Here is a 25,730-nt window from a genome sequence, read left to right as displayed (position 1 = left end):
CGTGCCCCTGCCGGGTCGCCGGTGACCAGACCGACGGCGACAGTTTTCCACGCAAGGCCAACAGAACCGTTTCGGATTCATCGACATCGTGCGTATCGGTAAAGGGTTTGTTCCGACCGTCACGATCAAGCTCCCGGCAGACAAGCTGCCGGAGATTTACGAGATTCCTGTTGGTGCCCCCGGTGCGGTTCCAACAACAACCCACGAATCGAAATTCTCTCGTGAGCTGCGGATCTCCGCAACGACCGTGATCGAGCGGCACCGCCGGAAAGCCCGGTGACCGCCTTGAACAACCCGAACGAAGCAACACTGCCCACGGGCCGACGCGACTTCGCGCTGGTCGTACAGTGCGCCTGCACCGCCCTCGTGGCCATCGGCGCCGCCTACGCGTCTTACCGACACGGACGAGACTTTGCTCTGCAGTTCGAAGCGGACCACACCACCGCCGCCACCTGGCCACACGAGGACGACCGGACGCGACCCGCTAGATCTCACGCCACGGGACAGCAGGATTGTGGAACGCCACACCAGCTCCACGCCACACGCTCTGCCGTGGGGGAAAGCCAGCGACAAACACTTGAATCGACCACTACGACGATGACCTACCCACTCCACACCAAGTTCCTTGCGGACTAGAACATCGCGCTCTCCGTGTCCGCGAGCTCGAGGGAGCGAAAGGAGGCATCCAACGCGCGGCACACATCGTCCTGAGCGCCGGCCTCGCCGATGGTTGCGTAGAGGAACGCACCTGGTTTTCGTTCGGGGTCGGCGGGCATCACCATCAGAACCCCAGGATCGTACCCGGCACTGAAGGATAACCCTGCTTTCTCTACGCCGGCGAGAAACTCTTCGGTTGACAGTGCACCCCAGTTTGGAGAGGCGCTAACTTGCCGAATGAGCTGCGACGAGTCGCCGAGAATCCCGTCGGCCGCGAGCTTGTGGAGGTGCGTACCGGTCGTGGCCCTAGCGTTCACCTCCGTGTACACGACCGCGCCTTGTGCGGTGACCACCGCGTCGACGCAGAAATTTCCTCTATATCCGAGTGTTTGGTAGATTTTGGCTAGCTTCTCAGCTTCTCTGACACATCCCTGTGCGCGACGGTCAGAGATTCCAACTGTTTCGCACTGGATTCGTCCGTTGTCGTAGGACAGCGTGCCCATGCCGTACAGATCCCAGCCGTTTTGATCGACGACCAGCTCGACATACCATGATTCGCGAACGTCGAGTAGTTGTTCAACGATGACAGGGTGCTGGTCATTCTGGGACGCCCACGCCCAGCGTTCATCCCAGTAGGCATCCACCGCACCAGGCTCGCTGCTCAACTGGTGGGCGAAACGGGCGCCTGCGGCTACTGGCGCTGGCCTGCCGGGCGCCGAGACTAGCTCGTTGCCGGCGCCCCCTGCCCCGTGCGCCATCTTCACCATGGCCGAGTGCCCTGCGTCGATCAAGTCACGCAAGCCACGCGCGGCGTGGGACTTTGTGCGGCAAACGAACCCCGCTGGGACGCGCAGACCCGCACTTGTGGCGATGGCTCTGAAGGTAGCTTTGCTGTCCACCATTTCACCGCCTCCTTGGGCGAAGAACTCGGCACCGGCTACCCGATCTCGATATCCGAGAGCGGAGGCCAACTCGACCAACCGTGCCGACGGGTACAGCCCGCATAGTTCTGACACGGCTTCGAGGTCTTCGGCGATCGACGCAACGAACCGTGGATCCAGGAGTGCCTCCGGGTCGATCATCCGCCGTCCGTACCTACCGGGTGGCGCGACGACGATCCGCACCTCCGACATTTCCATCTTCCGAACCGCGGCGACGTGCTGCACGAAATGTGGATCAGGTCGATCGGAGAGTATGACGAGGTCACCTTCGCCCGCTAGCCATAGTGCACGCTGGCTCCACAGTCGAGTATCACTAGCACTGTGTTCGTTGACGGTGTCACTTGAGTTGGCCACAATAATACGCATGGCTACTGCCAGGATTTGTAATAGGTAGTGATACTGTCGCGAATGCTGTCGTTAATCTTCGGAATAAACTCCGCAGGCGGAGTGAAGTCAGGGTGCAAGTGCTCTACCAGGTCCGAGTAGTGACGACGAATGAACCCCCGAAGGCGCTGCGGCCACTCGGGCGCAACCCGCCACCTTTGCTCATACCCGGACGCCATCAGGTGTTCGACGACGGTGTCGATGATTTCCTTCCGACTGCCGGCCGAGAGCGGTCTGCGCTGCGGAGTGAAAGTTGACAGTTCGTCAACTACAGCACCGGTTCCGTCGATCAGGGTCGCGATGTGGCGTGCGATCAGCGGTGATTGATGCAAGCCGTCCCGGTAGGTCCCCGTGGCAAGAGTCAAGCCGTCGACCCCGGTGGCGCCGATGAGGGGAAAGCCGTCCGCAGGGACCGGCCTGTTGCCGACCTGCACGGCCCGGACGCCAGCTTCGGGTAGCCTCGAGTGGAGCTGATCCACTGCGCATTCGAGCAGGAATTGGAGGTCGCGAACAGTGGCGAACTTGCGCGGGTGCTCGGTCAGCACGTTGGTGCCGCCTACATAGAGGACTTCTGCGGACCTTGGTACACAGTGGATCCCGCACGCGAAGGCGCGGTTAGGGGTGCGCAACACCGACCTGGGGGTGGTCCGGTCGTTGACTTCGAGTAGCGCGGAGACGCCATAGCCGCTGACCATCGGCGGAATCCTCTTGCGGACATCCTCGATCTGATTGAAAAGAGTAAGTGACTGTGCGCCTGCAGCAACGACGACATGAGAGCTGCGTAAAACTTCGTTGTTCGCCAATCGCACGCCCACGGCCCGCCCGTTCCGGACTTCGATGTCGCGAACCGCGTCATCGACAGTTTGGCCGCCGATGTTCTGAAATCCCTTGCGAAGCTTTTCGAGCAAGCGATGTGCGTCCACCGCTCGTTCGCCAGGGATGAAGATCGCTCGCAGCGAGCGCGCTAGCTCGTCGGGAGAAAACCAGTCAAGGTCCTCCGGATCGACGAACTCGAAGTGCTCGGCGTACTCAAGCAAGGCACTTTCTATCGCCTTGAAATTCTCGGAGTCCACCGCGGCCGTACCGATAGTGTTCAACAAGACGACCGTGCCGTCTGTGGTGACGAGTTTGTCGCCCATCCCCGATGCCACGCTGAGGTCGACGTCCCACTGAGGCCATTCACCTCGCGCTCGGTAGTCGGTCGCGAGCTTAGCTCGCCCGCTCGGGCTGGCCAGCAATGATGTCGTGACCTCCCCAAAGCAACCCAACATCGCGCCGGCGGCCATCGACGCCGCATAGGGACGGGAACGCTCACCGACGAGAAGGACCTGATGACCTCGACGACGCAGTTCGAACGCGATGGACGAACCGATCACGCCGTTTCCCACCACAATTATGTCCGCTTCGGCTGCGGCCATCACACGTTCTCCTTAGGTCGGTTACCGGCGATTGCTGCGTCCGGGCCCACGGACTGTGGGCCCGGACGCCACTTATGCTCAGTGGTCGTAGGTCATGGAACCTCTCCCTCCATATCGATCCAGCAACTAATCACCGGCCCTATCCCGCCTCGGTGATCTCGACGAGGATCTGTGAGGACAGAGATTCCGCACGCCGTTCGATGACGGACCGATCCGAACCGGTGACGATGAAGTGCCCCACCCTGCAGCCGTTGCCCCGGTTGTCGCCGACCGCATCACCAACCTGTCGTCTCAACCGAACGACTGGGACGGTGACGTCTTGCAGTGGAAGACCCGTGACTGAAGCAATTTTTCCCTGTGACGGCGCGGTGAAGAAGCGTGCTGTCGCATAGTCGTTCCGAGAACGCTTAACAGCGGCAGGTATGCCGAGCGCCACGTCGACACAGGCTCTGAACATATCGACACCGTGTGCCAACTGGACGAGGTCGGCAATGGGCGCACCACCAACCCTGCCGGCGATCTCGATCACCACACATCGTCCCTGCGAGTCCAGCTTCACCTCCGTGTGAGAAGGCCCGTTCTCGATGCCGACCGCCTTGATCGCCTGGCCCGCAGTGTGGAGGATCAATCTCTCGGCAGCCTCGTCAACCCCGGCCGGCACCGCATGCCCCAGTTCGACGCGATGCGCACCTGTCGACGTGAGCTTCCTGGTGATACAGACATGATGCGGTATCCCGTGCTGGGTAATGGACTCGACACTGAACTCCGCACCCTCGATGTACTCCTGTACCAGGATCCGGCGGTCTTTTGTCATGCCGAACGGGACCACTGTCTCCGGTCCTGCGGCGTAGCGGTAAGCCTCGGCGCGATCGTCAGCGTTGAGCACTACCGTCACTCCGTTCGATCCGGCGTTGTCGGCAGGCTTGATGACGAATGGCAGCCCGACCCGGCCACTGGTGAGCAGGCGTTCCAACTCGGCCGCGTTCGTGATCACGAACGTTCGTGGCGTCAAGACACCGGAACAGGCCAGGCGATGGCTCATCGCCACCTTGTTGCGCGCCGCGTACGCTTGCTCGGCGACGTTCGACGGAAGCGACAACTGATCGCACACCAAGGTCACCAGTGGAGTCAGGAACTCATTCCCGGTGACAACTGCGTCAACGCAGGTCTCCTTACAGAACCGCGTCACGTCGGACACGAACATCCCCTCATCCGCGAAGTCGGTGAGTAGGTCCCCGCCACTTGAACCGGCTTCGTGATGGCCGACCGAACAGACCTCGATGCCAGCTGCCTTCGCGGCGAAGGTGAGTGCTCTACAAGCTGGATTGTCTGGATCTACGACCAGTAATCTGCGCATACCTGCCCCTTCGCCTGGCGCAGCTGCCGCATGCCGTGTCGCGCCAACCGGCTACGGGCGAAACGTCACCGGCAGAACGTCGAGACTTCGCACGGTGGCCGTTCGCCGACGAGTCGGGACACCTGCTAGTCGCAACGGGCCAGGCGCGGCCAACAGGCCACGGATTATTTCTTTGACCGCCACCTGACCGAACGATGCGCCAAGGCAAGCATGCGGCCCCCAGCCGAACCCGAGATGGCGGTTCGGCGACCGGTCAAGCACGAGTTCATCCGGTTGAGGAAACTCCTCTGGATCGCGGTTCGCCGCGGCGAGAAGCGGCAAAACGATCTGACCTGGATCGACTACTGTGGTGCCGATCATCGTTCGTCGTGTGGCCACACGACTCGTACCCTGCGCTGGACCGTCAAAACGAACGAGTTCGTCCACTCCCGTGCTGAGTAGACGCTCGTCGCGTAGACGTTCTAATGCCTCAGGATGTTGGAGCAGTGTCAATGCCACGTTACCTGCGGTTGCGTAAAGAGTTCCGAAGCTCGCGTTGAACAGTACGCTGGTGGTGTTGCGGACATAATGATCGGGCACTCGCGCCTTGTCTGCATCCTGGCGGATATCTCCAAGTGCTCCCGAGCAATCTTCAGCGTCAAACCATGCCTTGACCATGGTATTTAGCAGGCCGCGCGCTCGGTCGCCCGCCTCGGCATTGGCCGGGAGCAGGCCGGAGTCCATCCGCCTGGCCAATGCGTCCGAGATACTGATATAGGACGGCAAGTCAGGCTCTTGGACGCCGAGCAGATCGGCGCTGATCGCCAGTGATATCGGAGCCGCGATCTCTTTCATCCAGTCGAATCCGTCGCGATCGGCAAGGTGCCCGAACAGCTCCGCGATCCGATTGCGCGCCCGCCTGCCGATCTCGTCGAAGTCTTGCGCATGTAGTGTGTTCACGAACAAGCTGCGCAGGGCCCCTTGCTCTGGCGGGTCCAGCGTCTGGACGCTTTGCCGGAACTCCGGGACTTCTTCTCCGATCCTCCGACGATCCCGGGCGAAGAGTTCGTGATTTCGCAGGACTTCCCGGCAATCGCGATAGCGTGTCAGCACCCACGATTGCATCTGCTCATGCCAGAAGACGGGCGCTTCGTCCCGCAGCTGCCGATAGACCGGGTAAGGGTCGGTCAGTGTCCTCAGGTCCAAGGGTTCGTACCGAAGCGTACGCGTCATGGTTTGATCCCCCATGCTTTGTCGATTGACGCGATTCATCAGCCTGCCGGGGCGCCTGCCGCAAATCGGATTCTTCGGATTCTCAAGACCGAACGCAGAGCAGTGCATCAGTTGCACAATCTGGACATTGCCCCGGCTTTAACATCCAATTACTCGAAGACAGGCGAACCTCGCAGCCTATTTCTACTGCGGTCAGGTTGTCCGTTTTACCCTCGTCCAGGCATGTTGTCTCACTCTCGGAACGGCCAAATTGGTGATTCGGTTGACCAGGTCATCCCCGCGACCATGATCATGGTATTTATCTTGTTGGGCCTCAAACCTGGAAGTCAAGACGGGGTCCCCGAATGGCGGCATCGAAGAAGGGGCGGCGATGGCAAACACCTCCGGCACTGATCCAGGGCTCCGAGATCAGGTCGACGGGCCGCTGAGCGCACGTCCGTTTCGGTGGTTCTTCATCGGTCGCGTCGTGTCGGTGCTCGGAAGCTCGATGACTCCGGTAGCACTCGCTTTCGCTGTACTGGAAGCAACATCCAGTCCGGCATATCTCGGCTTCGTCCTGGCCGCTGCGATGCTGCCTGAGATCGTGTTCGTCATCATCGGCGGCAGCGTGGCCGATCGTTGGCGACGTGACGTATTGCTGCGGATCACCAACGTCGGCGCCGGGCTTTCCCAGGCTTGTGTCGCGTTCTGCGTGCTTACGAAACAGGATCCGCTGTTCCTCATAATCCTGGCACTGGTCAACGGCACGCTGCAGGCCTTCATCAGCCCGGCAATGCAAGGCATCGTTCCGCAGCTCGTCGACAGCGCGAACATTCAAAAAGCAAACTCGATGCTCAGCGCCTCCCGGAACGCGGCCCGCATCCTGGGCCCTTCAGCGGCCGGTGTCCTCGTCGCGGTCGCGGGCGGCGGGTGGGCGATCGCACTGGACGCCGCATCGTTCCTCGCCGCAGCGGCGTGCCTGACCCGCGTTGCCCTGCCAGCAAGGGCGAATTCGACCTCCGCCAACCTGCTGCGAGACCTCCGTGAAGGATGGACCTACTTCAGCTCGACGCCGTGGATCTGGTCGATCACCCTCGCTTTTATGTTTCTGAACGCGATTCAGATGGGCGTCTGGCAGGTACTCGGCCCCTCCATAGCCTCGACGACAATCGGCGCGACAGGCTGGGGTCTGGTGGCCAGCGTCAAGGCAGCAGGGCTGGTCATCGCCAGCTTGGCGATGATCAAAATCGCGGTGCGGCGGCCCCTCCTGATCGGCCTGATCGCCATGTCGGCGACGGCGATCCCGCTCGTACTGCTCGGCACCGGCTCGAACCTCATCCTGCTGGCCACCGCGACCTTCGTCTCCGGGTTGGGTTCCGCGCTCTTCGGCATCGTCTGGGACACAGTGCGTCAACGGAACATCCCGAACACCATGATCTCGAGAGTGACTTCGTACGACGACTTCGGCTCCTACGTGGCCATACCTGTCGGGCAACTTGCAGTAGTACCCATCGCGTCAGCAGCAGGCATGCCACAGGTCGCGATACTGGGCGGGATCGCCTACTTCGTTATCGCGCTCCTGCCACTGACCCTGCACTCTGTCCGAAGTCTCACCGCGACCGACGCCAGCTGATGTCTCGTTCGAACGCCTCGTTCGCGAGATCGCCGTGCCGACGTCCGGGCGATCTCCGCCGAGGCGGTCGTGCCCGGGCGTCGAGCCCGCCGTCTATGAGGCGGCCCTTCCCCACCACAGCGGCGACGGCCCGGGACTTTCTCGTCCGTGGAGAGGTTCGTGCTCTGCGGGCGCGAGGTCCCGACCTTCCCCGCCTTCCTCCACTACTGCCAGCTCGGCAGCATCGCCGGATTCCCCTGGCCGACCGCCCGATGGGGCGCGCACACGACGGACTCCCGCCGGGTGGGCACTCGACGGACTGGTTGGCGAAGACCGGAAACTGTTGGCCGTAGGGGCTTTCGCCGAACGAGTTTTGAAACCCGTTCCAATACATGAATCGGACGTCATGTATTTCAGTGCCCACGCCCCCAACTGCCCGCTGGCCACTGGGGCCCAGCCCGCACCGCCCGGCCTTCCCGGCGAGAATCGTGAGCGGTGCCGCTACCGCCAGAACCGCCACGGTCTGCGAGGCACACTCAAGTAGACGACCGCGGCGACGAAAACCGCCACACAGACCACGCCCGGCCAGTCGACGAGCGCCGGAACGCTGACATAGGTGACCGCCATCGCGACCGTCAGGAGGCCGACGCCGGCAAGCAGCGCGACGAGCCACGGCCGCGCTTTCACCGGTGGGGCCTGCCGATGGAACGCGACCAGTGCCACCACCGGCAGCGCCTCCAGCAGGAGTCCGACGGTCCCGGACAGCCCGTACGCACCCTCGACGGCCACGAGATCCACGCCGAAGAAGACCGAGGCTTGAGCCAGCGCCGTCACCGCGAGCCACCGCGCCGCACGCCACCGGCCGGTCACCAGGCACAGATAAGCCGCCACCCAGACCAAGCCGAGCAGGGCCTGCACGTCGGCCGCGATCGGATTCGTCACCGAGGGAGACCCCAGCCACGCCCCGATACCGACCAGCGCGGCCACCGCCTGCGCGAGCAACCCCACCAGCGCCAGCCGCCGGACCATCAGCGGATCGAGGAAGCCCTGGGCTGGACGGAGGGCATGGACGAGAGCCAGTGAGGCCGCCTGATGCCGCGTGCCGCGAAATTTGGGGGCGTATTGGGGGTGGCCACCCGTAGGACACCGGTTTTAGCCGGTCACAGCCGGACAACACGACACCGGCCCCTCACCTGATTTTGCCTGGTGAGGGGCCGGTTTTCGCTGGTCGTTCTACGTGCCCCCGGTGAGATTCGAACTCACACTGGACGGGTTTTGAATCCGTTGCCTCTGCCAGTTGGGCTACGGGGGCGGCGCGCGGTGAACTTTACGGGATCACGGGAGCGCGCCGTACGCCGGGCCCGGGAGTGTGACGACCGTCTGACGTGGTGAACGCCATCTAGCCGTCTGGATCGTTCCCGGTAGGCTTCAGGTTCGCGGACAGCCCGCGAGCCGAACTGCCCGACGACCTTCAGGAGGACCCCGGTGACCGAGCAGGCTGCCGAGGCCAATGGTGCCGTCGCCGCACCCCAGCGGCGGGTGCTCGTGGCCGAAGACGAGGCCCTCATCCGTTTGGACCTCGTCGAGATGCTCCGCGAAGAGGGCTACGAGGTCGTCGGCGAGGCCGGAGACGGCGAGCAGGCCATCAACCTGGCCACCGAGTTGAAGCCCGACCTGGTGATCCTCGACGTCAAGATGCCGAAGCTCGACGGTATCGAGGCCGCTTCCAAGATCACCGGCGACCGGATCGCGCCGGTCGTCATCCTGACCGCGTTCAGCCAGCGCGACCTCGTCGAGCGGGCCAGGGACGCGGGCACGATGGCGTATCTGGTCAAGCCGTTCGCCAAACGCGACCTGGTGCCCGCCATCGAGCTGGCCGTGAGCCGGTTCGCCGAGCTGCAGGCGCTGGAATCCGAGGTCGCGGGCCTCACGGACCGGCTCGAGACGCGCAAGGTCATCGACCGTGCCAAGGGGCTGCTGATGAGCCGTCAGGGGCTCACCGAGCCGGACGCGTTCCGGTGGATACAGCGCACCGCGATGGACCGCCGGACCACGATGAAGGCGGTCGCCGAGGCCGTCGTCGAGAGCATCGGCTGACGAAACCCGCGAAAAGGCCACCTCCATTGTCGGAGGTGGCCTTTTTCATGTTCAGAGGCCGCTCGCCAGCCGCATCACCCAGTAGACGTCGGTGTTCTCGACGGTGCCACCCAGACGGGTGGAGCCGGGGCCTTCGGCGGTGACCGGGGTGTCGGCGCCGGTGTGGTCGTGCGTCGTCCAGTCCACAGTGAACTGGAGCTTCGAACCCGGTACGTCGAAAGGACCGTCCTGGTCAGGGTCGGTGTCGGACGCGTCGTGGTTCTCGATGCTCAACCCGCCCGTCTCGTGGTCGCCGCCGATGATCACCAGCGTGTCGGGGTGCGTGCGGACGAAGCGCAGGACCTCGGCGACGGTGGCGTCGAGCGACCGGCCGGCGTCGATCACGCCGTGCGCGTTGTTCTCGTGCGACATGCCGTCGGTCCCCTCTTCCTCCAGGAACAGGAAGAAACCGCGCGGGTTCTTCGAAAGGGTGTCCAGCGCCTTGCGCGCCATCTGCTGGAGCGGCACCCGCGGCGCGTATTTCCCGACGCCGTCGGGGCCGTAGTCGACCATGTCCTCGTTCGCGAACAGGCCGAGGATCCGGTTCGCCCGCGTGGTCCGCAGTTCGTCGCCGTCGCGCACGTAGGTGTAGCCCGTCCGCTGCGCGCGTTCGACCAGGTTGCCGTAGGGACTGCGGCTCTCCTCCCCCGGCTTGTCCGGCCAGAGCCCGGGATTCCCCTTGGGATACCACCAGTCCTCGCCGCCGCCGAGCAGGACATCCGGACGGCTGTTCTCGATGTACTGCTTCGCGATGTCGCTCTGCGAGTCCCGGCTGGGCACGTGCGCCGCGAACGCGGCCGGCGACGCACCCGTCACCTGCGCGGTGGTGACCAGGCCGGTCGACTTCCCCGCCCGCTTCGCCCGTTCGAGAATCGTCTCCAGCGGGCGCCCGTGGCCGTCCACCCCGACCGCGCCGTTGCGTGTCTTGTGCCCGGTCGCGAGGGCGGTGGCCGCCGCGGCGGAGTCGGTGACGATCTCGTCGGGATCGTCCGAAGCCGTCCGTACGAGCCCGGTGGCCGCGAGCCCGTCCATCGCGAGCCTGCCGTTCTTGCCCTTGAGCGCCAGCCGGAGCAGGTCCCGCTGACCGAGGCCGAGGCCGTCGCCCTGGATGTAGATGATGTTGCGCGCCGACCGCGCGCCGGACCCCGCCATCGTCGTGTCCGCGACGGCGGCCGAGCCACCGCACAGGACCACCAGAACCGTCGCCGCCGCAAGACCACGTCCGCGCACATCGCCTCCCATTAGTTAGGAACCTTTCCTAACAGAGATGAGAGGCTCGTTCAACCACGCAGAATGCCCGCATCGTGCGCGAGGATCGCGGCCTGGACGCGGTTCGCGCAGCCCAGCTTGGCGAGGATGCGGCTGACGTGGATCTTCACCGTGCCGTTCGACAGCCGCAGCTCCTCCGCGATCTCCGCGTTGCCCAGGCCGCGACCCACCCGCACCAGGACGTCGAGCTCCCTCGCGGTCAGCGCTTCGATCCGCCGCCTGGCCCGTGCGGCGTTGTCGGCGTCCGCCGCGTCGGCGTCGCGGAACCGGTCGATGACCTGCTTCGCGATCCGGGGCGACAGCACCGCCTCGCCGGCGGCCGCGGACCGCACGGCCTGGATGAGCTGCGCCGGATCGGTGTCCTTGAGCAGGAACCCGGCCGCCCCCGCGCGCAGGGCGCGGGCCACGTAGGCCTCGTCCCCGAACGTGGTGAGCATGATGACCCGCACTTCACGCGCGATCTCCTCGACCGCGGCGAGCCCGTCCGTCCCGGGCATCCGGATGTCCATCAACGCGACGTCCACGGGTATCCGCCGGACGACGTCGATCGCCTCCGCGCCGTCCGAGGCCTCGGCCACGACGTCGATGTCGCCCGCCTGCTTCAGCAGGAGCCGCGCGCCCGCACGGAGCAGCGGTTCGTCGTCGGCGAGCAGGACCCGGATCATGGCGCCTCCTCCGGTACGGGGACCTCGAACCAGGTCTTCTCCACCAACCCCCGGTCGCCGAAGCAGAACCGGAAGATAGCGGCGGTTTCCGCGTCGGGCGGGTCGGCGGCCGCGACGTAGACGCAGTAGCTGTCGCCGGGTATCGGCGGCTCGTGACCCTCCGCGGCGGCGTGCGCGGCGGGTTCGTTCGGGCCGAACCACGCCTCAACCTCTTCGGGTGTCATCCCGATCTTCACGCTGGCCAGCGGATCCTCGTGGTCGGCGGGCGTGAGCGGCGGTACGAAGGCGAGCGTGGTCAGCAGCAGCGCGGCGACGGCGGCCAGACCGGTCGTCAGGAGCAGACCCGACTGGATCCGGCCCGGCCGCTCTTCGCCCGTCTCTTCCGCGAGGGGCGCGTTCGCCCGTTTCGGCAGGCCGGCCGTGACGGCGAAGCCGCCTTCGGGATCCGGCCCGGCGGTGAACGTCCCGCCGAGGAGACGGACCCGTTCACGCAGGCCGCCCAGCCCGCGTCCGGTGCCGGGCAGCCGCTCCGCCGCCACCTGCTCGGCGCTGTTGCGCACCACGACCTGCACCAGGTCGTCGCCATGATCGACGACGACGGTCACCGACGCGCCGGCGGCGTGCTTGTGCACGTTGGTCAGTGCCTCGCGCACCAAGCGGTGCACGGCCCGGCGGACCGGTGGCCGGACGCCGTCGAGGTCGGAGCCCCGCCAGTCGAACGCCACTTCGAGGCCGGCATCGCGCGACGACGCCACCAGACCCTCGATATCGGACTTCGTACCGGCGGCGTCCGTGGCTTCGGCGGGTTCGGCCGGTTCCCCGCCCGGCCGCAGGATGCCAAGTGACTCCCGCAGTTCTTCGAGCGCGATCTTGGCCGTCGACCGGACGTGCCCGGCCGCCTGCCGCAACTCGGGATCCTTGCCCTCGGCGGCGACCTCCAGCGCGCCGGAGAACATCGTGATGAGGCTGAGCCGGTGCCCGAGCTGGTCGTGCATCTCCTCGGCGAGCCGCGACCGTTCCTCCAGGCGGGCGCGGTCGCGCAACGCCACCACCAGCCTCGCCTGCTGCGCCTGCATCGCGCCGGCCAGCGCGGGCAGGACGAGGCACGAGACCGTCGAAACGGCGATCACCACGAGGACGTACTGCCAGCGGAAGGCCGGCTGGGTGAGCAGCACGACCGCGGCAGGCAGCAGCGCGGTGAGACCGAACAGCGGCCACCGCCGCCCCCGGGCTCCCGCCGTATGCGCGACGACCGCGAGTGCGACACCGGTCGCGGGGAACAGCCCGAACAGCACGGTCGCGGCGAGCAGCGCGGACACCGTGAACCGGCGGCGCAGCAGCACCAGCACGACGGCGCAGGCGATCACGGCGGCCAGCGCCGGCGCCGACGGCGGGAACACCTCCGGCCAGCCCCACGCGGGCAGCAGATCGGCGAGGAAGACGGTCACGCCCGCGACGAATCCGGCCAGGAGTATCTCGGCGAGCACCGTGCCGAGCCGCCGGTCGAGCATCTTCACGCTGCCAGCATCACACGGGACCGCCGGTACAGCGGGCCGGGGCGGCGGGAATCGTCGAATCGACCAGATACCGGCTCACCGCATCGTCCACACAGGACGATCCGCCGCCGAAGACGGCGTGCCCGACGTCCTCATTGGACAGAAGCACCGCGGATTTGAGGCTCTCCGGCAGCCGCCGCGCCCAGCCATACGGCGTCGCGGCGTCCTTCGTGGTCCCGACGAGCAGGATGGGCGGCGCGCCGTCCGCCCGGATCGTCCTGGACGGAGCGGCGCCGGTGGGCAGGAAGGCGCAGCCGAGCGCTTCCGTGCCGGACGAGAGCCGGGAAACGCGGCGAAGCTCTCGCGCGGCGTCCTCGTAGGCCGCCAGATCGGTGGGATGGGTCCGGTCGAGGCAGTTGACGACGGTGAGCGCGTCGGTCGTGTCGGTCGAGGTCTCCGGCTCGTCGGCGGGCTCGTCCGACGAGCCGTCCGAGGGAGCGTCGGCGCCGAGGATGATTTCCGACAGCTCCGCCCAGTCCGCCGGAAAAGTGAGCTTCGCGGAGATCTCCGAACGAAGAGCGCTCCCTTCACCCGCTTTGTCCGCTTTGGCCAGCACTCGGTCCACGGTGGCGAGGATTTCGGTCTCGTCCTGGCCGGGGCACGGTTTGCCGGTCCTCGTGGCACATTGCTTCGCGTAGGTCAGCAGGGTGTCTTCCACGCCTTTCGCCTGCTCGACGGTGTCGGCCCGCCAATCGAGATAGGTGTTGTCGACACCGTCGAGCACCATGGCGCGAATCTTCTTCGGGAACCGGTCGGCGTACAGCTGGCCGATCCGCGTGCCGTAGGAGTAGCCGAGGTAGGTCAGTTTCTCCTGGCCGGTGACCACCCGCAGGACGTCGAGGTCGCTGACGACGTCGTCGGTGCCCAGGTGCCGCAGCACGTTCTCCCCGGTGTTCTTCAGGCACGCCTCGGCGTACTGCCGGGTGCTCGGGACCTCGGCGCCGATCAGCGGCAGGCCCTCGGGCGCCTTCGAAACGGGTTCTCCCTCGGTGTCGCAGCGGAGCCGCGGTTCGCTGCCGCCGATCCCCCGCGGATCGAAGCCGACCAGGTCGAACCTGGCACGGACCGGGGCGGGCCAGGTGCCCGCGATGTCCTTCACCATGGCGACACCGGACTGCCCGGGGCCGCCCGCACCGGCGACGAGCGTGCCGATCCGCTCCCCCGGCCGGGTCGCCGCGGCCTTGATCACCGGCAGCGTGAACTTCGGCCCGTCCGGCCGCCGGTAGTCCACGGGCACGGTCAGCTTCGCGCACTGCAGGGCTTCGCAGGGGCGCCAGTCCAGGGTCTGCCGGTAGAACGACGTCAGCGCCGCCTCGCGCTCCGGTTCGTCCACTTTGGTCACCGGCGCCGGAGTTCCTTGCGATGTGGTACATCCGGCGACGAGCGCGATCGACAGCATCACGCATTTCCAGCTCACTCGTAACTCCTGCCTTCGGGACACCGGACGATCCAACCCCGCGGCCCGCCGTGCGCACGACCCTCGACGGGATGAAAAGGGGCGGCGGTGTCGGCCGCGGGGACTAGGCCGAAAGACATACCCGCCGGCGATGAGATCCAGACCACACGATCGGGTCGTGACGATCTTCGCGCGGCTGGGTCTATTGAGTGTGGAAGCGAAGAACTTCCACCGCAGGCAACGGAATCCGAATTGAGGAGATCGCGATGACGAACACCGCCACCACCGCCAAGCCGAACTCGAACTCCACCGCCCCCGCCGAGAACAGCGCGCTCGTCTCCACCCAGGGCGTGACCACGATCGCCGACACCGTCGTGCAGAAGGTCGCGGGCCTCGCGACCAGGGAGATCACCGGTGTCCACGCGCTGGGCGGCGGCGCCGTGCGGGCGTTCAACGCGCTGCGCGAGCGCATCCCGGGCGCCACCGCGTCCGCCGGGCAGGGCGTCTCCGTCGAGGTCGGCGAGCGCCAGGCCGCGGTCGACCTGCAGATCGTCGTCGAATACGGCGTCGCGATCGCGGATCTCGCGAAATCGGTGCGCCGCAACGTGATCGGCGCGGTCGAGCAGATGACCGGACTCGAGGTCGTCGAGGTCAACATCAACGTGTCCGACGTGCACATCCCGGGCGACGACGACGCCGACGACAACGCCGAGTCCGGCCGCGTCCAGTGACCATCGGCGCCGGTCCGCGCCAGACAGCAAGGAGAACGTTCATGAACGCCACCCAACTCGGCCTGTTGACCGGTCTCGTGCTCGGCGTGGCCGGCGCGTTCGGCGGCTTCGGCGCCTTCCTCGTCGTGCTCGTGCTCGCCGCGCTCGGCCTGCTGGTCGGCAGGTTCCTCGACGGCAAGCTCGACCTTTCGGCCCTGGCGGGCCGCGACAGGGGCTGATCGCCATGACGACCATGACCGCCGCCGCGCCCGGAACGGACGGGCGCGGCGGGCTGACCGTGGCCGACGGCGCCGTCGAACGGATCGCCGCGCGGGCGATCACCGAGGTCGACGGCGTCGGCGGCGCGGCCTCCCGGGTGCTCGGGATCGCGGTCGGCGGCGAAGACCTCGACCAGGGTGCCAAGGTGAGCGCGCACGTCACCGGTTCGACGACCACTTTGGACGTCCGGCTTTCGGTGAAGTACCCGCTTTCGGTGCGCGCCACCACCGAGGCCGTGCGCGAGCATCTGATCCGCCGCGTCGGCGGGCTCTCGGGCCTGACCGTCACGCGGGTCGACATCACCGTCACCGCCCTGCATTCCGGGGAGACCGAGACGAGGAGGGTCCGATGAAACGGCGCCCACGCCGCAGCGTCCCGGCCGTGCTGGTCGCCCTCGTGGTGCTCGCCGGCTGTGTCCTGGCCGCCGCCGTCGCGATCCAGACGATCATCGGGGAGAAACCGTGGATCAGCTACGACGCCATCGCGTCCGCACTGCACGATCTCCGGTGGAGTGATCCTCTTCCGGCGATCGCCGGCGGCGTGGTCGCGCTGCTCGGTCTGCTGCTCCTCGTGAGCGCGGTCGTCCCGGGGAAGCCGACCGTGCTGCCGCTCGAAGGCGGCACGGATTCGGGTGCCTCCCGCCGCAGCTACCGATCGACCCTGCGCACCGCCGCATCCACTGTGGACGGTGTCTCGGCGGCGAAGCTCAAGGTGAAGCGGCGCGCGATCGTCTCGGTGGTGACCACCGGGCGGACGAACACCGCGGGGCTCGCCGACGCCGTCCGCTCCGCCATCGAGCACCGCCTAGCCCAGATCGGCCCCGCCACCGTTCCCGCCGTGCGGGTCCGGGTCAAGGCCACCAGGAGCGCGTCATGACCGACCTCAACCGTCCCGCCCGGCTGAACCGCACCCTGCTGGTGCTGACCGGGCTCGTGCTGATCGCCGGTGGCGGATTCGCCGTCGGCACCCATTTCGGCCGGATCCCGCTGCTGGATCCCGGCACCACGCTCGTCCCCGGCACCGCCATGCCGCCCGCGTGGGTCTGGTACGCCGTCGCCGGGGGCGCGGTGCTCCTCGGGCTGCTGGCCCTGCGCTGGCTCATCGCGCAGCCCGTCCGCAAACCCAAATCCCACACCTGGCGTTTCGAGCAGGACACCGGCCGGACCGCGCTGGCCGCGAGCACCGCGGTGGAACCCTTCACGGCGGAGGTCGCGACCTACCCCGGCGTCCACGCGGCGCACGCCACGCTCGGCGGCACCCAGGACGCGCCGGTGCTGGCCGTGGTGCTGAGCGCCGAACAGGACGGCGATCTGGCCGCGATCCGCGAGCGGATCACCGAGGAGGGCTTGCCGAGGCTGCGTCAGGCACTGGATCTCGACGAGCTTCCGATGACCATCGAGTTCCGTTTCTCCGCGAAGGCCGGGCCCCGCATCCGGTAAGAGGTTTCCGCGGCGGCCTCGCCGGGAAGTCGCCTACCACGACCGAGGAGGAGCATCCGCATGTCCATCGTGACCCGCGCCGCCGACACCGTGCTCGACCGGACCCTGCTCGGGTACGGCAACATCGGATACCTCCTGCGCCGAGCCTGGTGGCCGGAGGATCCCGCGCCGGACGCGCTCGCGGGCAAGGTCGCCGTGGTGACCGGCGCGAAGGCGGGCCTGGGCAAGGCCACGGCCATCGGCCTGGCGAAGCTGGGCGCGACCGTCCGCATCGCGATCCGCGGCGACGGTGACGCCGCCCGCGCCGAGATCGAGCGCGCCGTCCCCGGTTCGCGGATCATCGCCGACCACTGCGACGTCAGCCTGATCTCGTCCGTCCGCGACTACGTCAAGAACCTCGACGGCGAGGTCGACGTCCTCGTGCACAACGCCGGGGTCATGCCCGCCGAACGCACGGAAACGGCCGAGGGCAACGAACTCATGCTGGCCACGCATGTGCTCGGCCCTCATCTGCTGACCGCGTCGCTCCGGCCGAAGTTCGCCGACGGCGCGAGGGTGATCTGGGTCAGTTCCGGTGGCATGTACGGCCAGCCGCTGCGTGCCGACGACCTGCAGTACCGCCGTGACGAGTACAAACCGGCCGCCGGCTACGCGCGCACCAAACGGATGCAGGTGGTGCTCGCCGAACTCTGGGCGGACCGGCTGGACGGCTCCGGGGTCACCGTGCACAGCGCCCACCCCGGCTGGGCCGACACGCCCGGGGTCGCGACCTCCCTGCCGACGTTCCGGAAGCTGACCGGCCCGCTCCTGCGGAACCCGGAGCAGGGCGCGGACACGTTCGTCTGGCTCGCCGCCGCCGCGGAACCGGGCCGGTACAACGGCATGTTCTGGCACGACCGCGTCCAGCGCCCGACGCACTACCTCGGCAAGACCCGGGAAACCGCCGCGCAGCGCCAGGAACTCTGGCAGGCCTGCGAGCGGCTGACCGGCGCTAGGACAGATTGACCATGACGACCGCCGGAACCGTCGGCGCGGGCGAACCTCCGGCCGGTTCCGCGGTGATGCCGACCCGGTCGATCCCGCCCGGCAGCTCCGCGAGCACCGGCTGAGTCCGATGTGGACCGTCCGGCGCCAGCAGACCGGCGGAATGCACCCCGCTCGCCCCGATGAGCCACACCTGATACGCCTTGCCCGCCGCGAGGGGCGGGAGCTCACCGGGCAGTACGACGATCTTGCCCTGGCTCCGCGACGTCACGACCGTGGTCGTCCCGCGTTCGGCACCCTTGACCGTCGAGGCGTCGGGCGCGGTGAGCACGGCGTTGACGGAGGCCAGCTGCTGTTGCGCGGGGTCGGCCCCTGGATCGGTGGTCGTGGTGACCAGACCGAACACCAGCGCTCCGACGGCGGCCGCCGCGGCACCCCAAAGAGCGACGCGGGTCTTCACGACCCCGCTGCGACGCGCGAGCGAGGGCGGCCACTGACGGGTGTGGGCGACCCGCGTGAGTGTCGCTTCCCTCAGACTCGGCGGTGGCGCGGTGGCCAGCCCCCTTCCCAACCGCGCGGCGGTCTCCCGGAGTTCTCGGACCTCTTGGCCGCACGCGGGACAACCCCGCAGGTGCCGTTCGAACGCCGCGGCCTCTTCCGCCGGGACGGCGTCCAGGGCGTAAGCCCCGGTCAACGTGTGCAGCTCGGCGGTCATTGCCCCACCCCCAGGCAGTCGCGCAGCCGGATGAGGCCGTCGCGGATGCGGGTCTTCACCGTGCCGGGCGCGGTGTCGAGGACCTCCGCGACCTCCGGGTACGTGTAGCCGTTGTAGTAGGCCAGCACCACCGATTCGCGTTGCAGGTCGGTCAGCGCGGACAGGCACTGGCGCACCCGCTGCTGCTCCAGGTTGCTGATCGTCGACTCGGCGACCTCGTCGAAGGGGCGCCGGAAATCGAGCCGGCCCGCACGGTCGTCCCGGTCGAGCGCGGCCTGATGCGATCGCACCCTGTCCACCGCCCGCCGGTGCGCGATGGTGAGCACCCAGGCCAGCGTGCTCCCCTTGCCCGGTTTGAATCGCGCGGCCGTCCGCCACACCTCCACCAGGACCTCTTGGGTGACCTCCTCGGCGAACGTGCCGTTGCGCACGACCCTGTTCACCACACCCCACACCGGTCCGGCCACGACGTCGTACAGGTCGGCGAACGCCTGTTCGTCGCCGGCCGCGACCCGTTGCATCAAACTCGTCTCGGCGGGCTCCGTTCCGGTGCCGCCGCTTCCGCGCGGACTCGTCCGCACACCCTCGACCATCAAGCTGCCTCCACCTCACCCGACGCCCGGCTACGCGGTTACCAGGGCGTCCGGGAGGGATTCGGTGCCGAGAGCGGATCGGACTGGTCCGCCAGTCAAGCCTGTTCTTCCAGCACGTTGTCCATTGTGGACTTCAGCTGGCGGAGGAAGCCCTCGAAGCGTTCGACCTCTTCCGGCGGGTACTGCGCCACCAGGGCCGCGAGCCCGGCGCTGAACGGGCCGAAGAACTCCCGCGCGGGCGCCTGGATGTCGGCGCCGCTGCGCAGCGTCACCACCCGGCGGTCGGTGTTCTCCCTGGTCCGCACCACATAGCCGAGGTTCTCCAGCCGGTTGAGCAGGTTCGTGGTCGCGCCGGAGGTCAGGGCGATGCGTTCGCCGAGCCGGGCCGGGGACAGCGGCGAGCCGGTGTCTTCGGCGTAGAGGATCTCCACCAGTGCGGCGGCGTCGGTGGCGTGCAGGCCGAGCCAGTCCGCGAACCGCCGGGTGAACTCGGTGTAGTTCGCCCCGAAACTCCGGAGGCCGTCCAGGAGCGACGCGCTCCGCGCCGCGACATCGTCCGCCATCACCCCTCCTCGGTTCCGTGCTTTGACAACCTACCGGCCACGAATATACCTTCACCGTGAAGCCACTTTCTCATGAAGGAGTTTTTTTGCTCCCCGATCCGTTCGCCGCGTCGACCCGCGGCATCACCGAACCCGACCCCGTCCGTCCCGCGCTGAGAGCCGCCGGCCCGCTCGTGGAAGTGGCCGCCCCCGAGGGCGGAAGCGCGTGGATCGTCACCGAGGAGAAGCTGGCCCGCGAAGTCCTCTCCGATCCCCGCATCGCCAAGGATCCGGCGCTGGCCCCCGCGGGCTGGACGGCGCTCGAACAGACCGCCGCCGAACAGCCGTCCCTCACCACGCTGGACGGACCCGAACACACCCGTCTGCGGCGAGCGCACGCCCCGCTGCTGAGCGCCAAACGAATCCAGGCGCAGGCGGACCGGATTCACCGGATCGCGCGCGCCCTGCTGGCGGACCTCGGTAACGGGACCGTCGATCTCATGGACGGGTTCTCCACCCGTTTCCCGTTGACGGTGTTGCTCGACCTGCTCGGCGTCCCGCTCCAGCTGCTCGACGCGGCCGTGAACGCCTGCCGCCGCATGTCGGATCCCGAACCGGGTGCACAGGGCAAGGCCATCGCCGCGATCGCGGATCTCGCCGCCGCGGGGCTGACGCCGAACCGGAACGGGCTCGCGACCGAACTACGCGACAGTCTCCCTACCGGAACGTCCGAAAAGGACCTGCGGTATCACCTGTTCGCGTTGATCTTCGCCGGGCAGCTGACCACCGACGCCTCGATCGGCTTCCTGATCTCGCGGCTTCTGAACGGGGACAAGGCATCCGTGAACGACCTCGTCCGCGAAACGCTCAAGGACCATCCGCCCGCGCCGTTCACGCTGTGGCGGTTCACCACCGTGGAGCTCGACCTCGCCGGGATCCGGCTCCCCGCCGGGGCGCCGGTGCTCGTCGATATCCAGGGCATCAACACGGACCCGGCGAGGAAACCGGGCCCGGATCTGACTTTCGGCGCGGGGCCACACTTCTGCGTCGGTGCCCAGCTCGCACAGCTCGAATTGCGCGCGGTGGCGACGGTGCTGCGCACGGACTTCCCCGAAGCCCGGCTCGCCGTGCCGTACGGCGAACTCCGGCAGACGTTCCTCGGCGGCATCCAAGGCACACGGCTCACGAGCCTGCCGGTGCGGCTGCGCGGCTGAACCGGGCCGGGGCGCGGAAACCGCCGCCCCGGCCCGAAAGGACCGCTACTTCTTGAAGGTGTCACGGATCTTGTCCGCCGCGTCGCCGACGGCGTCCTTCACGTTCTCGACGGCACCCTTGAGGCCGGCCTTCGCCTGGTCCGCCTGACCTTCCGCGCGCAGTTCGTCGTTACCGGTGGAGTCGCCGGCGGCCTCCTTGGCCTTACCGCCGAACTCTTCGGCCTTGTTGCTGATCTTGTCGCCCAACGACATCGGGTCCTCCTCCGTCCGTGGCGCCCGGATCGTGCGCCCTACGTCCGAAGGACAGACGAAGATCGGGATTCGTCACGCACACGGACGGGTGATCGCCCTCACCCCACGCGCCACGGCATGTGCTGGAGCGTCCAGGTGTTGCCGTCCGGATCGCTGAACGCCGCGTAGAAGACGCCGCCCATGTCCTCGACCGGGCCGACCTCGGCCCCCTTGGCGATGAGCGCGGCGCGCGCCTCCTCGATGTCGGCGACCACCAGATGCAACCCGCGCAGGGATCCGGCCGGCATGTCCAGCGACGCGATGCCGGTGGCCAAGGTGATCGAGCAGGCCGAACCCGGCGGAGTGAGCTGGACGATCCGGACCCCGTCGGCCGGACGCACGTCGACGTCGAGGTGGAAACCGAGCTTTTCCGTGTAGAACTCTTTCGCCCGGTCGATGTCGCTGACCGGCACCGGGACGAGTTCGAGCAGGAACGTTCCCGGCGGGACCGGGGGCGCGGGCTGGGGGTCGGTCACGGTCGTTCCTTTCGCGGGAGGGGTCTCACTAAAGCAGAGACGTCACCGCGGCGGCGAACGCTTCAGGTGCCTCCTGAGGAACGTTGTGGCCCACCCCCGGGAGCACCCGATGCGTGTACGGCCCGGTGAAGTGCTCGCGGTCGCCCGCCGCGCTGGGCCCGCCGACGCCGTCGTCCCCGCTTTCCAGCACCACTGACGGCACTGTGATGGCGGGCTCCCGCGCGATCAGGTCTTCGAGCGCCTGATACCGCGGATCACCCTCCGCCAGACCGAACCGGTGCCGGTACGAATGGATGACGACGTCGACGAAATCCGGATTGTGGAGGCTCCGCGCGCTCGCCGGGAACGCCGCGTCGGCGCCGGCCCAGGTCGGCGACCAGGTGCGCCACAACAACGCGCACAGCTCATCGCGGTTCTCCGTCAGCCCTCGGCGGCCGCGCTCGGAATGGAAGTAATACTGGTACCAGTACGTGCGTTCCCATTCCGGCGGCGCCGGTTCCCCGGCGTAGGCGAGGTTCTGGACGTTGTAGCCGTCCACCGACACCAGTCCGCGCACGCGTTCGGGCCGGAGCGCCGCCACGATGCACGCCGCGCGGCCGCCCCAGTCGTATCCGGCGACGACGGCGTTTTCCAGGCCCAGCGCGTCCATGAAGTCGAGCAGATCCTGCGCGAGCGCGGCCTGCTGCCCGGAGCGGGGCGTGGCGTCGTCGAGGAACCGCGTCCCCCCGAACCCGCGGAGATACGGGACGTACACCGAGGCACCGCCCGCCGCGAGGACCGCCGCGACCTCGTCGTAAGCGCGGATGTCGTACGGGAACCCGTGCAACAGGACCACAGGCGGCCCGCTCGCCTCGCCGAGGTGTTCGTATTCGATCTCCAGGACCGGGGTGGCGACGCGGTTCGTGGCCATCAGCCGGACCAGCCGCTCAACCTCGTCAAAAGCCGTTCCAGGACTTCGGGATCGGCGCCGACGGGCTCACCGGAGACCGGTTCGTCCACCAGCGTGCGCCGGTCGCCTCGCCTCGGCAGCCGGACCTGTCCGGCCGACAGGCCGCCGGGCAGCGGCAGCTCGCACCAGACGGTCACGCCGCCGGTCGCACTCGGCGCCACCCCGGTCCGCTCGCCCGGCGCGGGCGTCGGCACCGGAAGGCCGTCCAGTTCGTGGTCGACCTCGATGACCAGCACGTCCGACCGCAGGCGCAGTCTGAGCGTCAGGAACGGCGGCTCCTTCGGATCGGCCGCGTCGACCAGCGTGCCCACCAGTCTGGCGGCGGCGGTCTTCGCCTGATCGAGCAACGGCCGCAAGGACCAATCCGACAAGATGAGACGGACGAAGAGCTCGGAACACAACACGGCGTTCGGTTGTGCCACCAGCCGGAGGTCGTCCACCTGGGAAGTGCGCGCGCTCAAACCAAGGCCTTCCTCGTCGACGTGCGAGCGTGCATCATGCCACTCCATCCGGTGAACCCGTCGATCAACCCTTTGGTCCAGTGAAGCGCCATGGGTTTGGCTCTGTCCACGAGGCCAAACAACGCGCACAGTGACCTCGTGAGCATCGCCTTCCTGATCACCACTCTGGTCGTGGTCGCCACGCCCGGCACCGGCGTGGTCTACACCCTTTCCGCCGGGCTGGCCAGGGGAAGACGCGCGAGCGTCCTCGCCGCGACCGCCTGCACCCTCGGCATCGTCCCCCACATGATCGCCGCGATCACCGGCCTCGCCGCACTGCTGCACGCCAGCGCGGTGGCGTTCGAGATCCTCAAGTACCTCGGTGTGGCGTACCTGCTCTACATGGCGTGGGCGACGCTGAAGGACCGGGAAGCCATCGTCGTGGAGGGCGATCCCGAACCAACCTCGGCGCTGCGGACGATCACCTCCGGCGTGCTGATCAACGTCCTGAACCCGAAGCTGACACTGTTCTTCTTCGCGTTCCTGCCCCAGTTCGTCCCCGCGGGCGAGCCCGGTTCGCTCCTCCGGATGCTGCTGCTGAGCGGGGTGTTCATGCTGGCGACGTTCGTGGTGTTCAGCGTGTACGGCGTCCTCGCCGCCGGCGTGCGGCACCACGTTCTGTCCCGGCCGCGCGTGCTCGCCTGGCTCCGGCGGATCTTCGCCGGTTCCTTCGCCGCGCTCGGCGCCAAACTCGCGTTCACCACCCAGTAGACAGGTCCAGCATGCGACTCCAGCACCACCCGGACATCCGCTCCGCCCACCCCGGCCTCGCCGTCGGCACGCTCCAAGCCACCGGGATCACCCCGGAACTGCCGGTCGATCTCGAAAAGTTCGTCGCGCGGGCGACGCGGCGGCTCGCCGACGGCCCGGAATCGGAGTTCCCCGAGATCCAGGCGTGGCGGCGGGCGTTCGCCAAAATGGGCCTGAAGCCGACGCAGTACCGCTGCGCGTCGGAGTCTTTGCTGCGCAGGCTGCGGAAGGAAGGCACGCTCCCCCGCATCCATCCGGTGATCGATCTCTGCAACGCGGTTTCGGTCGCCTACGCCATCCCGGTCGCGGTGCTCGACATCGCGAAGATCAGCGGCTCGCTGGAAGTCCGGCACGCGCGCGGCGACGAGAAGTACGTGACCTTCACCGGCACGGTGGAACAGCCGAACCCCGGTGAGGTGATCTTCGCCGACGAGGACGGTCAGGCCCACGCGCGGCGATGGACGAACCGGCAGAGCGGGCACTCCGCGGTCTCCGCCACGACGTCCGACGTGCTGATCGTGTCCGAAGGGCTGCACGCGACGGCGGCGGAGGACGTCCGGCTGCTGATCGAGGCGATCGCGGGCGAACTCTCGGCGGCAGGCGTCGTCACGAGGCTTTGAGCGCCTTCTCCAGGCTCGCGCGGTTCATCTTCGACCGCCCCTTGATGTCCCGCTCCCTGGCCAGCTTGTCCAGTTCCGCCTTCGACAGCGAAGAGAGATCCTTCTTCGCTGCCGGCTTCTTCGCCCCGGACTTTTTCTTGGCCTTTCCGCTCTCCACGCTCTTCGAAAGCGCCTCGAACAGGTCGACGACCTTCGTCGGCTCCCCGGGTTCGGTGGCGGGCGTGATGGTGTCGCCCTTCTTCTTGGCCTTGATCAGCTCCCGGACACGGTCGGTGTAGGTGTCGCGGTACTCCTCGGGCCGCCAGTCGTCGCTCATCGCGTCGATCAGGTTGACGGCCATGTCGAGTTCCTTGCCGCGCGCCTTCGCCTTGCCGGGGAGGTCCGGCAGCTGCTCGGCGGGATCCCGCAGGTCGGCCGCGAAATGGAGGGTGTTGAGCACCATCACGCCGTCACCGGAGCGCACCAGCGCCAGGTATTCGCGGCCGCGCATGACGAATTTGGCGATCCCCGCCTTGCCCGACGAGTCCATCGCCTCGAGCAGCAGCGCGTACGGACGCTCGAACTCGTCCTTCGCGGGCGCGAGCCAATAGGTCTTGTCGAAGAACATCGGGTCGATGGCGTCCAGCTCGACGAAGCTCTCGATGTCGAGCGACTTCGACCGGCCCGGCGCGATCTCGTCCAGTTCCTCCTGCTCGACGACGACGTACTCGCCGCTGTCGAGCTCGTAGCCCTTGACGATGTCTTCGTAGCCGACTTCCTTGCCGGTGCGCTCGTTCACCCGCCGGTACCGGATGCGGTCTTCGGTGCCGCGCTGGAACTGGCGGAAGTGCACCGTATGGTCTTCGACCGCGCTGTACAGGCGGACCGGGACGGTCACCAGACCGAGCGAAAGCGAACCGCTCCAGACCGGGCGCATGGGCACACTCCTCTCCTCCACCGACCTGGTACCCGTGATCGCGGAGGATCACACCTGGTCATGGACGCGGAGAAGGGGGCTACCAGGGCGGTTGGCCACCCCCAGTACGAAGGCCAACCGCCGCGGAGCCCCTACCCGCGGTTCGGCGCGCTGCCCCGTCGGGCCGAGCC

Annotated in this window: 29 protein-coding genes and 1 tRNA gene; 12 read left to right on the top strand and 18 right to left on the bottom strand. The window is 67.5% G+C overall.

The features are described from left to right. The first annotated feature begins 88 nt into the window (after window positions 1-88). A complete protein-coding gene (locus ED92_RS42590; protein ID WP_152611073.1) occupies window positions 89-280 on the top strand; it encodes a hypothetical protein in 192 nt (63 codons plus the stop codon). 352 nt (window positions 281-632) lie between these two features. Here ED92_RS42590 and ED92_RS32510 read toward each other — a convergent pair whose 3' ends face one another. The 4 genes from ED92_RS32510 to ED92_RS42130 form a co-directional block, all read right to left on the bottom strand. Then, window positions 633-1,964: a hypothetical protein gene (locus ED92_RS32510; RefSeq protein ID WP_152611072.1), complete on the bottom strand. Its 1,332-nt coding sequence runs from the start codon at window positions 1,962-1,964 to the stop codon at window positions 633-635. Between the two features lie 2 nt (window positions 1,965-1,966). After that, the gene (locus ED92_RS32505; RefSeq protein ID WP_037345730.1) at window positions 1,967-3,400 is read right to left on the bottom strand and encodes an FAD-binding oxidoreductase; all 1,434 of its coding nucleotides are present in this window, start codon (window positions 3,398-3,400) and stop codon (window positions 1,967-1,969) included. Between the two features lie 139 nt (window positions 3,401-3,539). Beyond that, on the bottom strand, window positions 3,540-4,757 hold the full coding sequence (locus tag ED92_RS32500) for an ATP-grasp domain-containing protein (protein WP_081975971.1): 1,218 nt from the start codon (window positions 4,755-4,757) through the stop codon (window positions 3,540-3,542). 51 nt (window positions 4,758-4,808) lie between these two features. After that, window positions 4,809-6,077, bottom strand: coding sequence for a cytochrome P450 (locus tag ED92_RS42130; protein WP_235213441.1), 1,269 nt, complete (start codon window positions 6,075-6,077; stop codon window positions 4,809-4,811). Window positions 6,078-6,339: 262 nt separating this feature from the next. On the opposite strand from ED92_RS42130, the gene ED92_RS32490 reads away from it, so the two are divergent. Then, window positions 6,340-7,581, top strand: coding sequence for an MFS transporter (locus ED92_RS32490; RefSeq protein ID WP_063777633.1), 1,242 nt, complete (start codon window positions 6,340-6,342; stop codon window positions 7,579-7,581). 480 nt (window positions 7,582-8,061) lie between these two features. Here ED92_RS32490 and ED92_RS32485 read toward each other — a convergent pair whose 3' ends face one another. Both ED92_RS32485 and ED92_RS32480 read right to left on the bottom strand, forming a co-directional pair. After that, a complete protein-coding gene (locus tag ED92_RS32485) occupies window positions 8,062-8,589 on the bottom strand; it encodes a hypothetical protein (RefSeq protein ID WP_037345016.1) in 528 nt (175 codons plus the stop codon). A 209-nt stretch (window positions 8,590-8,798) separates the two neighbouring features. Continuing rightward, window positions 8,799-8,872, bottom strand: a tRNA-Leu gene (locus ED92_RS32480). A 173-nt stretch (window positions 8,873-9,045) separates the two neighbouring features. On the opposite strand from ED92_RS32480, the gene ED92_RS32475 reads away from it, so the two are divergent. Next, window positions 9,046-9,657, top strand: a complete 612-nt coding sequence (locus ED92_RS32475) for an ANTAR domain-containing response regulator (RefSeq protein WP_005157321.1) — start codon at window positions 9,046-9,048, stop codon at window positions 9,655-9,657. A gap of 51 nt (window positions 9,658-9,708) precedes the next feature. On the opposite strand, the gene ED92_RS32470 is transcribed toward ED92_RS32475, so the two are convergent. The 4 genes from ED92_RS32470 to ED92_RS32455 are packed head-to-tail and all read right to left on the bottom strand — an operon-like array spanning window position 9,709 to window position 14,603. Beyond that, window positions 9,709-10,926 carry an alkaline phosphatase gene (locus ED92_RS32470; protein ID WP_037345725.1) on the bottom strand — a complete coding sequence of 406 codons (1,218 nt, stop codon included), beginning with the start codon at window positions 10,924-10,926 and terminating at the stop codon, window positions 9,709-9,711. A gap of 50 nt (window positions 10,927-10,976) precedes the next feature. Then, window positions 10,977-11,630 (bottom strand): response regulator transcription factor, encoded by a 654-nt coding sequence (locus tag ED92_RS32465; protein WP_037345015.1) that lies wholly within the window; start codon window positions 11,628-11,630, stop codon window positions 10,977-10,979. Further along, on the bottom strand, window positions 11,627-13,141 hold the full coding sequence (locus ED92_RS32460) for a sensor histidine kinase (RefSeq protein WP_063777639.1): 1,515 nt from the start codon (window positions 13,139-13,141) through the stop codon (window positions 11,627-11,629). Before ED92_RS32460 ends, ED92_RS32465 begins: the two co-directional genes overlap by 4 nt. A gap of 16 nt (window positions 13,142-13,157) precedes the next feature. Then, complete coding sequence (locus ED92_RS32455; protein ID WP_037345014.1) at window positions 13,158-14,603, bottom strand: alpha/beta hydrolase; 1,446 nt, start codon at window positions 14,601-14,603, stop codon at window positions 13,158-13,160. A gap of 245 nt (window positions 14,604-14,848) precedes the next feature. Here ED92_RS32455 and ED92_RS32450 point away from each other — a divergent pair, with 245 nt between their 5' ends. The 6 genes from ED92_RS32450 to ED92_RS32425 are packed head-to-tail and all read left to right on the top strand — an operon-like array spanning window position 14,849 to window position 18,015. Then, on the top strand, window positions 14,849-15,313 hold the full coding sequence (locus tag ED92_RS32450; RefSeq protein ID WP_037345013.1) for an Asp23/Gls24 family envelope stress response protein: 465 nt from the start codon (window positions 14,849-14,851) through the stop codon (window positions 15,311-15,313). Between the two features lie 41 nt (window positions 15,314-15,354). Then, a complete protein-coding gene (locus ED92_RS43070; RefSeq protein WP_016335849.1) occupies window positions 15,355-15,531 on the top strand; it encodes a hypothetical protein in 177 nt (58 codons plus the stop codon). A 5-nt stretch (window positions 15,532-15,536) separates the two neighbouring features. Continuing rightward, window positions 15,537-15,923, top strand: a complete 387-nt coding sequence (locus tag ED92_RS32440) for an Asp23/Gls24 family envelope stress response protein (protein WP_016335850.1) — start codon at window positions 15,537-15,539, stop codon at window positions 15,921-15,923. Further along, window positions 15,920-16,447, top strand: coding sequence for a DUF6286 domain-containing protein (locus ED92_RS32435; protein ID WP_037345012.1), 528 nt, complete (start codon window positions 15,920-15,922; stop codon window positions 16,445-16,447). Before ED92_RS32440 ends, ED92_RS32435 begins: the two co-directional genes overlap by 4 nt. Next, window positions 16,444-17,010 carry a hypothetical protein gene (locus ED92_RS32430; protein WP_037345011.1) on the top strand — a complete coding sequence of 189 codons (567 nt, stop codon included), beginning with the start codon at window positions 16,444-16,446 and terminating at the stop codon, window positions 17,008-17,010. Before ED92_RS32435 ends, ED92_RS32430 begins: the two co-directional genes overlap by 4 nt. A gap of 60 nt (window positions 17,011-17,070) precedes the next feature. Next, window positions 17,071-18,015 carry an SDR family NAD(P)-dependent oxidoreductase gene (locus tag ED92_RS32425; protein WP_037345009.1) on the top strand — a complete coding sequence of 315 codons (945 nt, stop codon included), beginning with the start codon at window positions 17,071-17,073 and terminating at the stop codon, window positions 18,013-18,015. Here the strand turns inward: ED92_RS32425 and ED92_RS32420 are convergent. The 3 genes from ED92_RS32420 to ED92_RS32410 form a co-directional block, all read right to left on the bottom strand. Further along, the gene (locus ED92_RS32420; RefSeq protein WP_037345008.1) at window positions 18,002-18,709 is read right to left on the bottom strand and encodes an anti-sigma factor domain-containing protein; all 708 of its coding nucleotides are present in this window, start codon (window positions 18,707-18,709) and stop codon (window positions 18,002-18,004) included. The two genes, ED92_RS32425 and ED92_RS32420, sit on opposite strands and share 14 nt — an antisense overlap. After that, window positions 18,706-19,302: an ECF RNA polymerase sigma factor SigK gene (gene sigK / locus ED92_RS32415; RefSeq protein WP_016335855.1), complete on the bottom strand. Its 597-nt coding sequence runs from the start codon at window positions 19,300-19,302 to the stop codon at window positions 18,706-18,708. Before sigK ends, ED92_RS32420 begins: the two co-directional genes overlap by 4 nt. A gap of 95 nt (window positions 19,303-19,397) precedes the next feature. Continuing rightward, window positions 19,398-19,865: a MarR family winged helix-turn-helix transcriptional regulator gene (locus ED92_RS32410; protein ID WP_037345005.1), complete on the bottom strand. Its 468-nt coding sequence runs from the start codon at window positions 19,863-19,865 to the stop codon at window positions 19,398-19,400. An 86-nt stretch (window positions 19,866-19,951) separates the two neighbouring features. Here ED92_RS32410 and ED92_RS32405 point away from each other — a divergent pair, with 86 nt between their 5' ends. Then, window positions 19,952-21,058 carry a cytochrome P450 gene (locus tag ED92_RS32405; RefSeq protein WP_037345003.1) on the top strand — a complete coding sequence of 369 codons (1,107 nt, stop codon included), beginning with the start codon at window positions 19,952-19,954 and terminating at the stop codon, window positions 21,056-21,058. A gap of 45 nt (window positions 21,059-21,103) precedes the next feature. Here ED92_RS32405 and ED92_RS32400 read toward each other — a convergent pair whose 3' ends face one another. The 4 genes from ED92_RS32400 to ED92_RS32385 form a co-directional block, all read right to left on the bottom strand. Continuing rightward, window positions 21,104-21,310 (bottom strand): CsbD family protein, encoded by a 207-nt coding sequence (locus ED92_RS32400; protein ID WP_037345000.1) that lies wholly within the window; start codon window positions 21,308-21,310, stop codon window positions 21,104-21,106. A gap of 98 nt (window positions 21,311-21,408) precedes the next feature. Next, window positions 21,409-21,825, bottom strand: a complete 417-nt coding sequence (locus tag ED92_RS32395) for a VOC family protein (protein ID WP_037344999.1) — start codon at window positions 21,823-21,825, stop codon at window positions 21,409-21,411. Between the two features lie 28 nt (window positions 21,826-21,853). Further along, on the bottom strand, window positions 21,854-22,735 hold the full coding sequence (locus ED92_RS32390; protein ID WP_037344997.1) for an alpha/beta fold hydrolase: 882 nt from the start codon (window positions 22,733-22,735) through the stop codon (window positions 21,854-21,856). Next, on the bottom strand, window positions 22,735-23,235 hold the full coding sequence (locus ED92_RS32385; protein ID WP_037344996.1) for a hypothetical protein: 501 nt from the start codon (window positions 23,233-23,235) through the stop codon (window positions 22,735-22,737). The genes ED92_RS32390 and ED92_RS32385 overlap by 1 nt, the downstream gene beginning before the upstream one ends. Window positions 23,236-23,373: 138 nt before the next feature. On the opposite strand from ED92_RS32385, the gene ED92_RS32380 reads away from it, so the two are divergent. Both ED92_RS32380 and ED92_RS32375 read left to right on the top strand, forming a co-directional pair. Then, complete coding sequence (locus tag ED92_RS32380) at window positions 23,374-23,985, top strand: LysE family translocator (protein ID WP_037344995.1); 612 nt, start codon at window positions 23,374-23,376, stop codon at window positions 23,983-23,985. 11 nt (window positions 23,986-23,996) lie between these two features. Beyond that, window positions 23,997-24,644, top strand: coding sequence for a B3/4 domain-containing protein (locus ED92_RS32375; protein ID WP_037344994.1), 648 nt, complete (start codon window positions 23,997-23,999; stop codon window positions 24,642-24,644). Here the strand turns inward: ED92_RS32375 and ED92_RS32370 are convergent. Then, entirely contained in the window at window positions 24,631-25,560 is a 930-nt protein-coding gene (locus ED92_RS32370) for a Ku protein (protein ID WP_037344992.1), read from the bottom strand. The genes ED92_RS32375 and ED92_RS32370 overlap by 14 nt on opposite strands. Window positions 25,561-25,730 lie beyond the last annotated feature (170 nt).

The organism is Amycolatopsis sp. MJM2582, assembly GCF_000754115.1.
Lineage (GTDB): Bacteria > Actinomycetota > Actinomycetes > Mycobacteriales > Pseudonocardiaceae > Amycolatopsis > Amycolatopsis japonica.
This window is presented reverse-complemented; position numbering and strand designations above follow the sequence as displayed.

Bases quoted from the DNA above. Each gene is read 5' to 3' on its own strand.
- ED92_RS32370 (WP_037344992.1), bottom strand. From the start codon at position 25,560: ATGCGCCCGGTCTGGAGCGGTTCGCTTTCGCTCGGTCTGGTGACCGTC.
- ED92_RS32420 (WP_037345008.1), bottom strand. From the start codon at position 18,709: ATGACCGCCGAGCTGCACACGTTGACCGGGGCTTACGCCCTGGACGCC.
- ED92_RS32465 (WP_037345015.1), bottom strand. From the start codon at position 11,630: ATGATCCGGGTCCTGCTCGCCGACGACGAACCGCTGCTCCGTGCGGGC.
- ED92_RS32490 (WP_063777633.1), top strand. From the start codon at position 6,340: ATGGCAAACACCTCCGGCACTGATCCAGGGCTCCGAGATCAGGTCGAC.
- ED92_RS32425 (WP_037345009.1), top strand. From the start codon at position 17,071: ATGTCCATCGTGACCCGCGCCGCCGACACCGTGCTCGACCGGACCCTG.
- ED92_RS32435 (WP_037345012.1), top strand. From the start codon at position 15,920: ATGAAACGGCGCCCACGCCGCAGCGTCCCGGCCGTGCTGGTCGCCCTC.
- ED92_RS32440 (WP_016335850.1), top strand. From the start codon at position 15,537: ATGACGACCATGACCGCCGCCGCGCCCGGAACGGACGGGCGCGGCGGG.
- ED92_RS32500 (WP_081975971.1), bottom strand. From the start codon at position 4,757: ATGCGCAGATTACTGGTCGTAGATCCAGACAATCCAGCTTGTAGAGCA.
- ED92_RS32485 (WP_037345016.1), bottom strand. From the start codon at position 8,589: ATGGTCCGGCGGCTGGCGCTGGTGGGGTTGCTCGCGCAGGCGGTGGCC.
- ED92_RS32450 (WP_037345013.1), top strand. From the start codon at position 14,849: ATGACGAACACCGCCACCACCGCCAAGCCGAACTCGAACTCCACCGCC.
- ED92_RS32375 (WP_037344994.1), top strand. From the start codon at position 23,997: ATGCGACTCCAGCACCACCCGGACATCCGCTCCGCCCACCCCGGCCTC.
- ED92_RS32410 (WP_037345005.1), bottom strand. From the start codon at position 19,865: ATGGCGGACGATGTCGCGGCGCGGAGCGCGTCGCTCCTGGACGGCCTC.
- ED92_RS43070 (WP_016335849.1), top strand. From the start codon at position 15,355: ATGAACGCCACCCAACTCGGCCTGTTGACCGGTCTCGTGCTCGGCGTG.
- ED92_RS32400 (WP_037345000.1), bottom strand. From the start codon at position 21,310: ATGTCGTTGGGCGACAAGATCAGCAACAAGGCCGAAGAGTTCGGCGGT.
- sigK (WP_016335855.1), bottom strand. From the start codon at position 19,302: ATGGTCGAGGGTGTGCGGACGAGTCCGCGCGGAAGCGGCGGCACCGGA.
- ED92_RS42130 (WP_235213441.1), bottom strand. From the start codon at position 6,077: ATGCACTGCTCTGCGTTCGGTCTTGAGAATCCGAAGAATCCGATTTGC.
- ED92_RS32430 (WP_037345011.1), top strand. From the start codon at position 16,444: ATGACCGACCTCAACCGTCCCGCCCGGCTGAACCGCACCCTGCTGGTG.
- ED92_RS32460 (WP_063777639.1), bottom strand. From the start codon at position 13,141: ATGCTCGACCGGCGGCTCGGCACGGTGCTCGCCGAGATACTCCTGGCC.
- ED92_RS32390 (WP_037344997.1), bottom strand. From the start codon at position 22,735: ATGGCCACGAACCGCGTCGCCACCCCGGTCCTGGAGATCGAATACGAA.
- ED92_RS32505 (WP_037345730.1), bottom strand. From the start codon at position 3,400: ATGGCCGCAGCCGAAGCGGACATAATTGTGGTGGGAAACGGCGTGATC.
- ED92_RS32510 (WP_152611072.1), bottom strand. From the start codon at position 1,964: ATGCGTATTATTGTGGCCAACTCAAGTGACACCGTCAACGAACACAGT.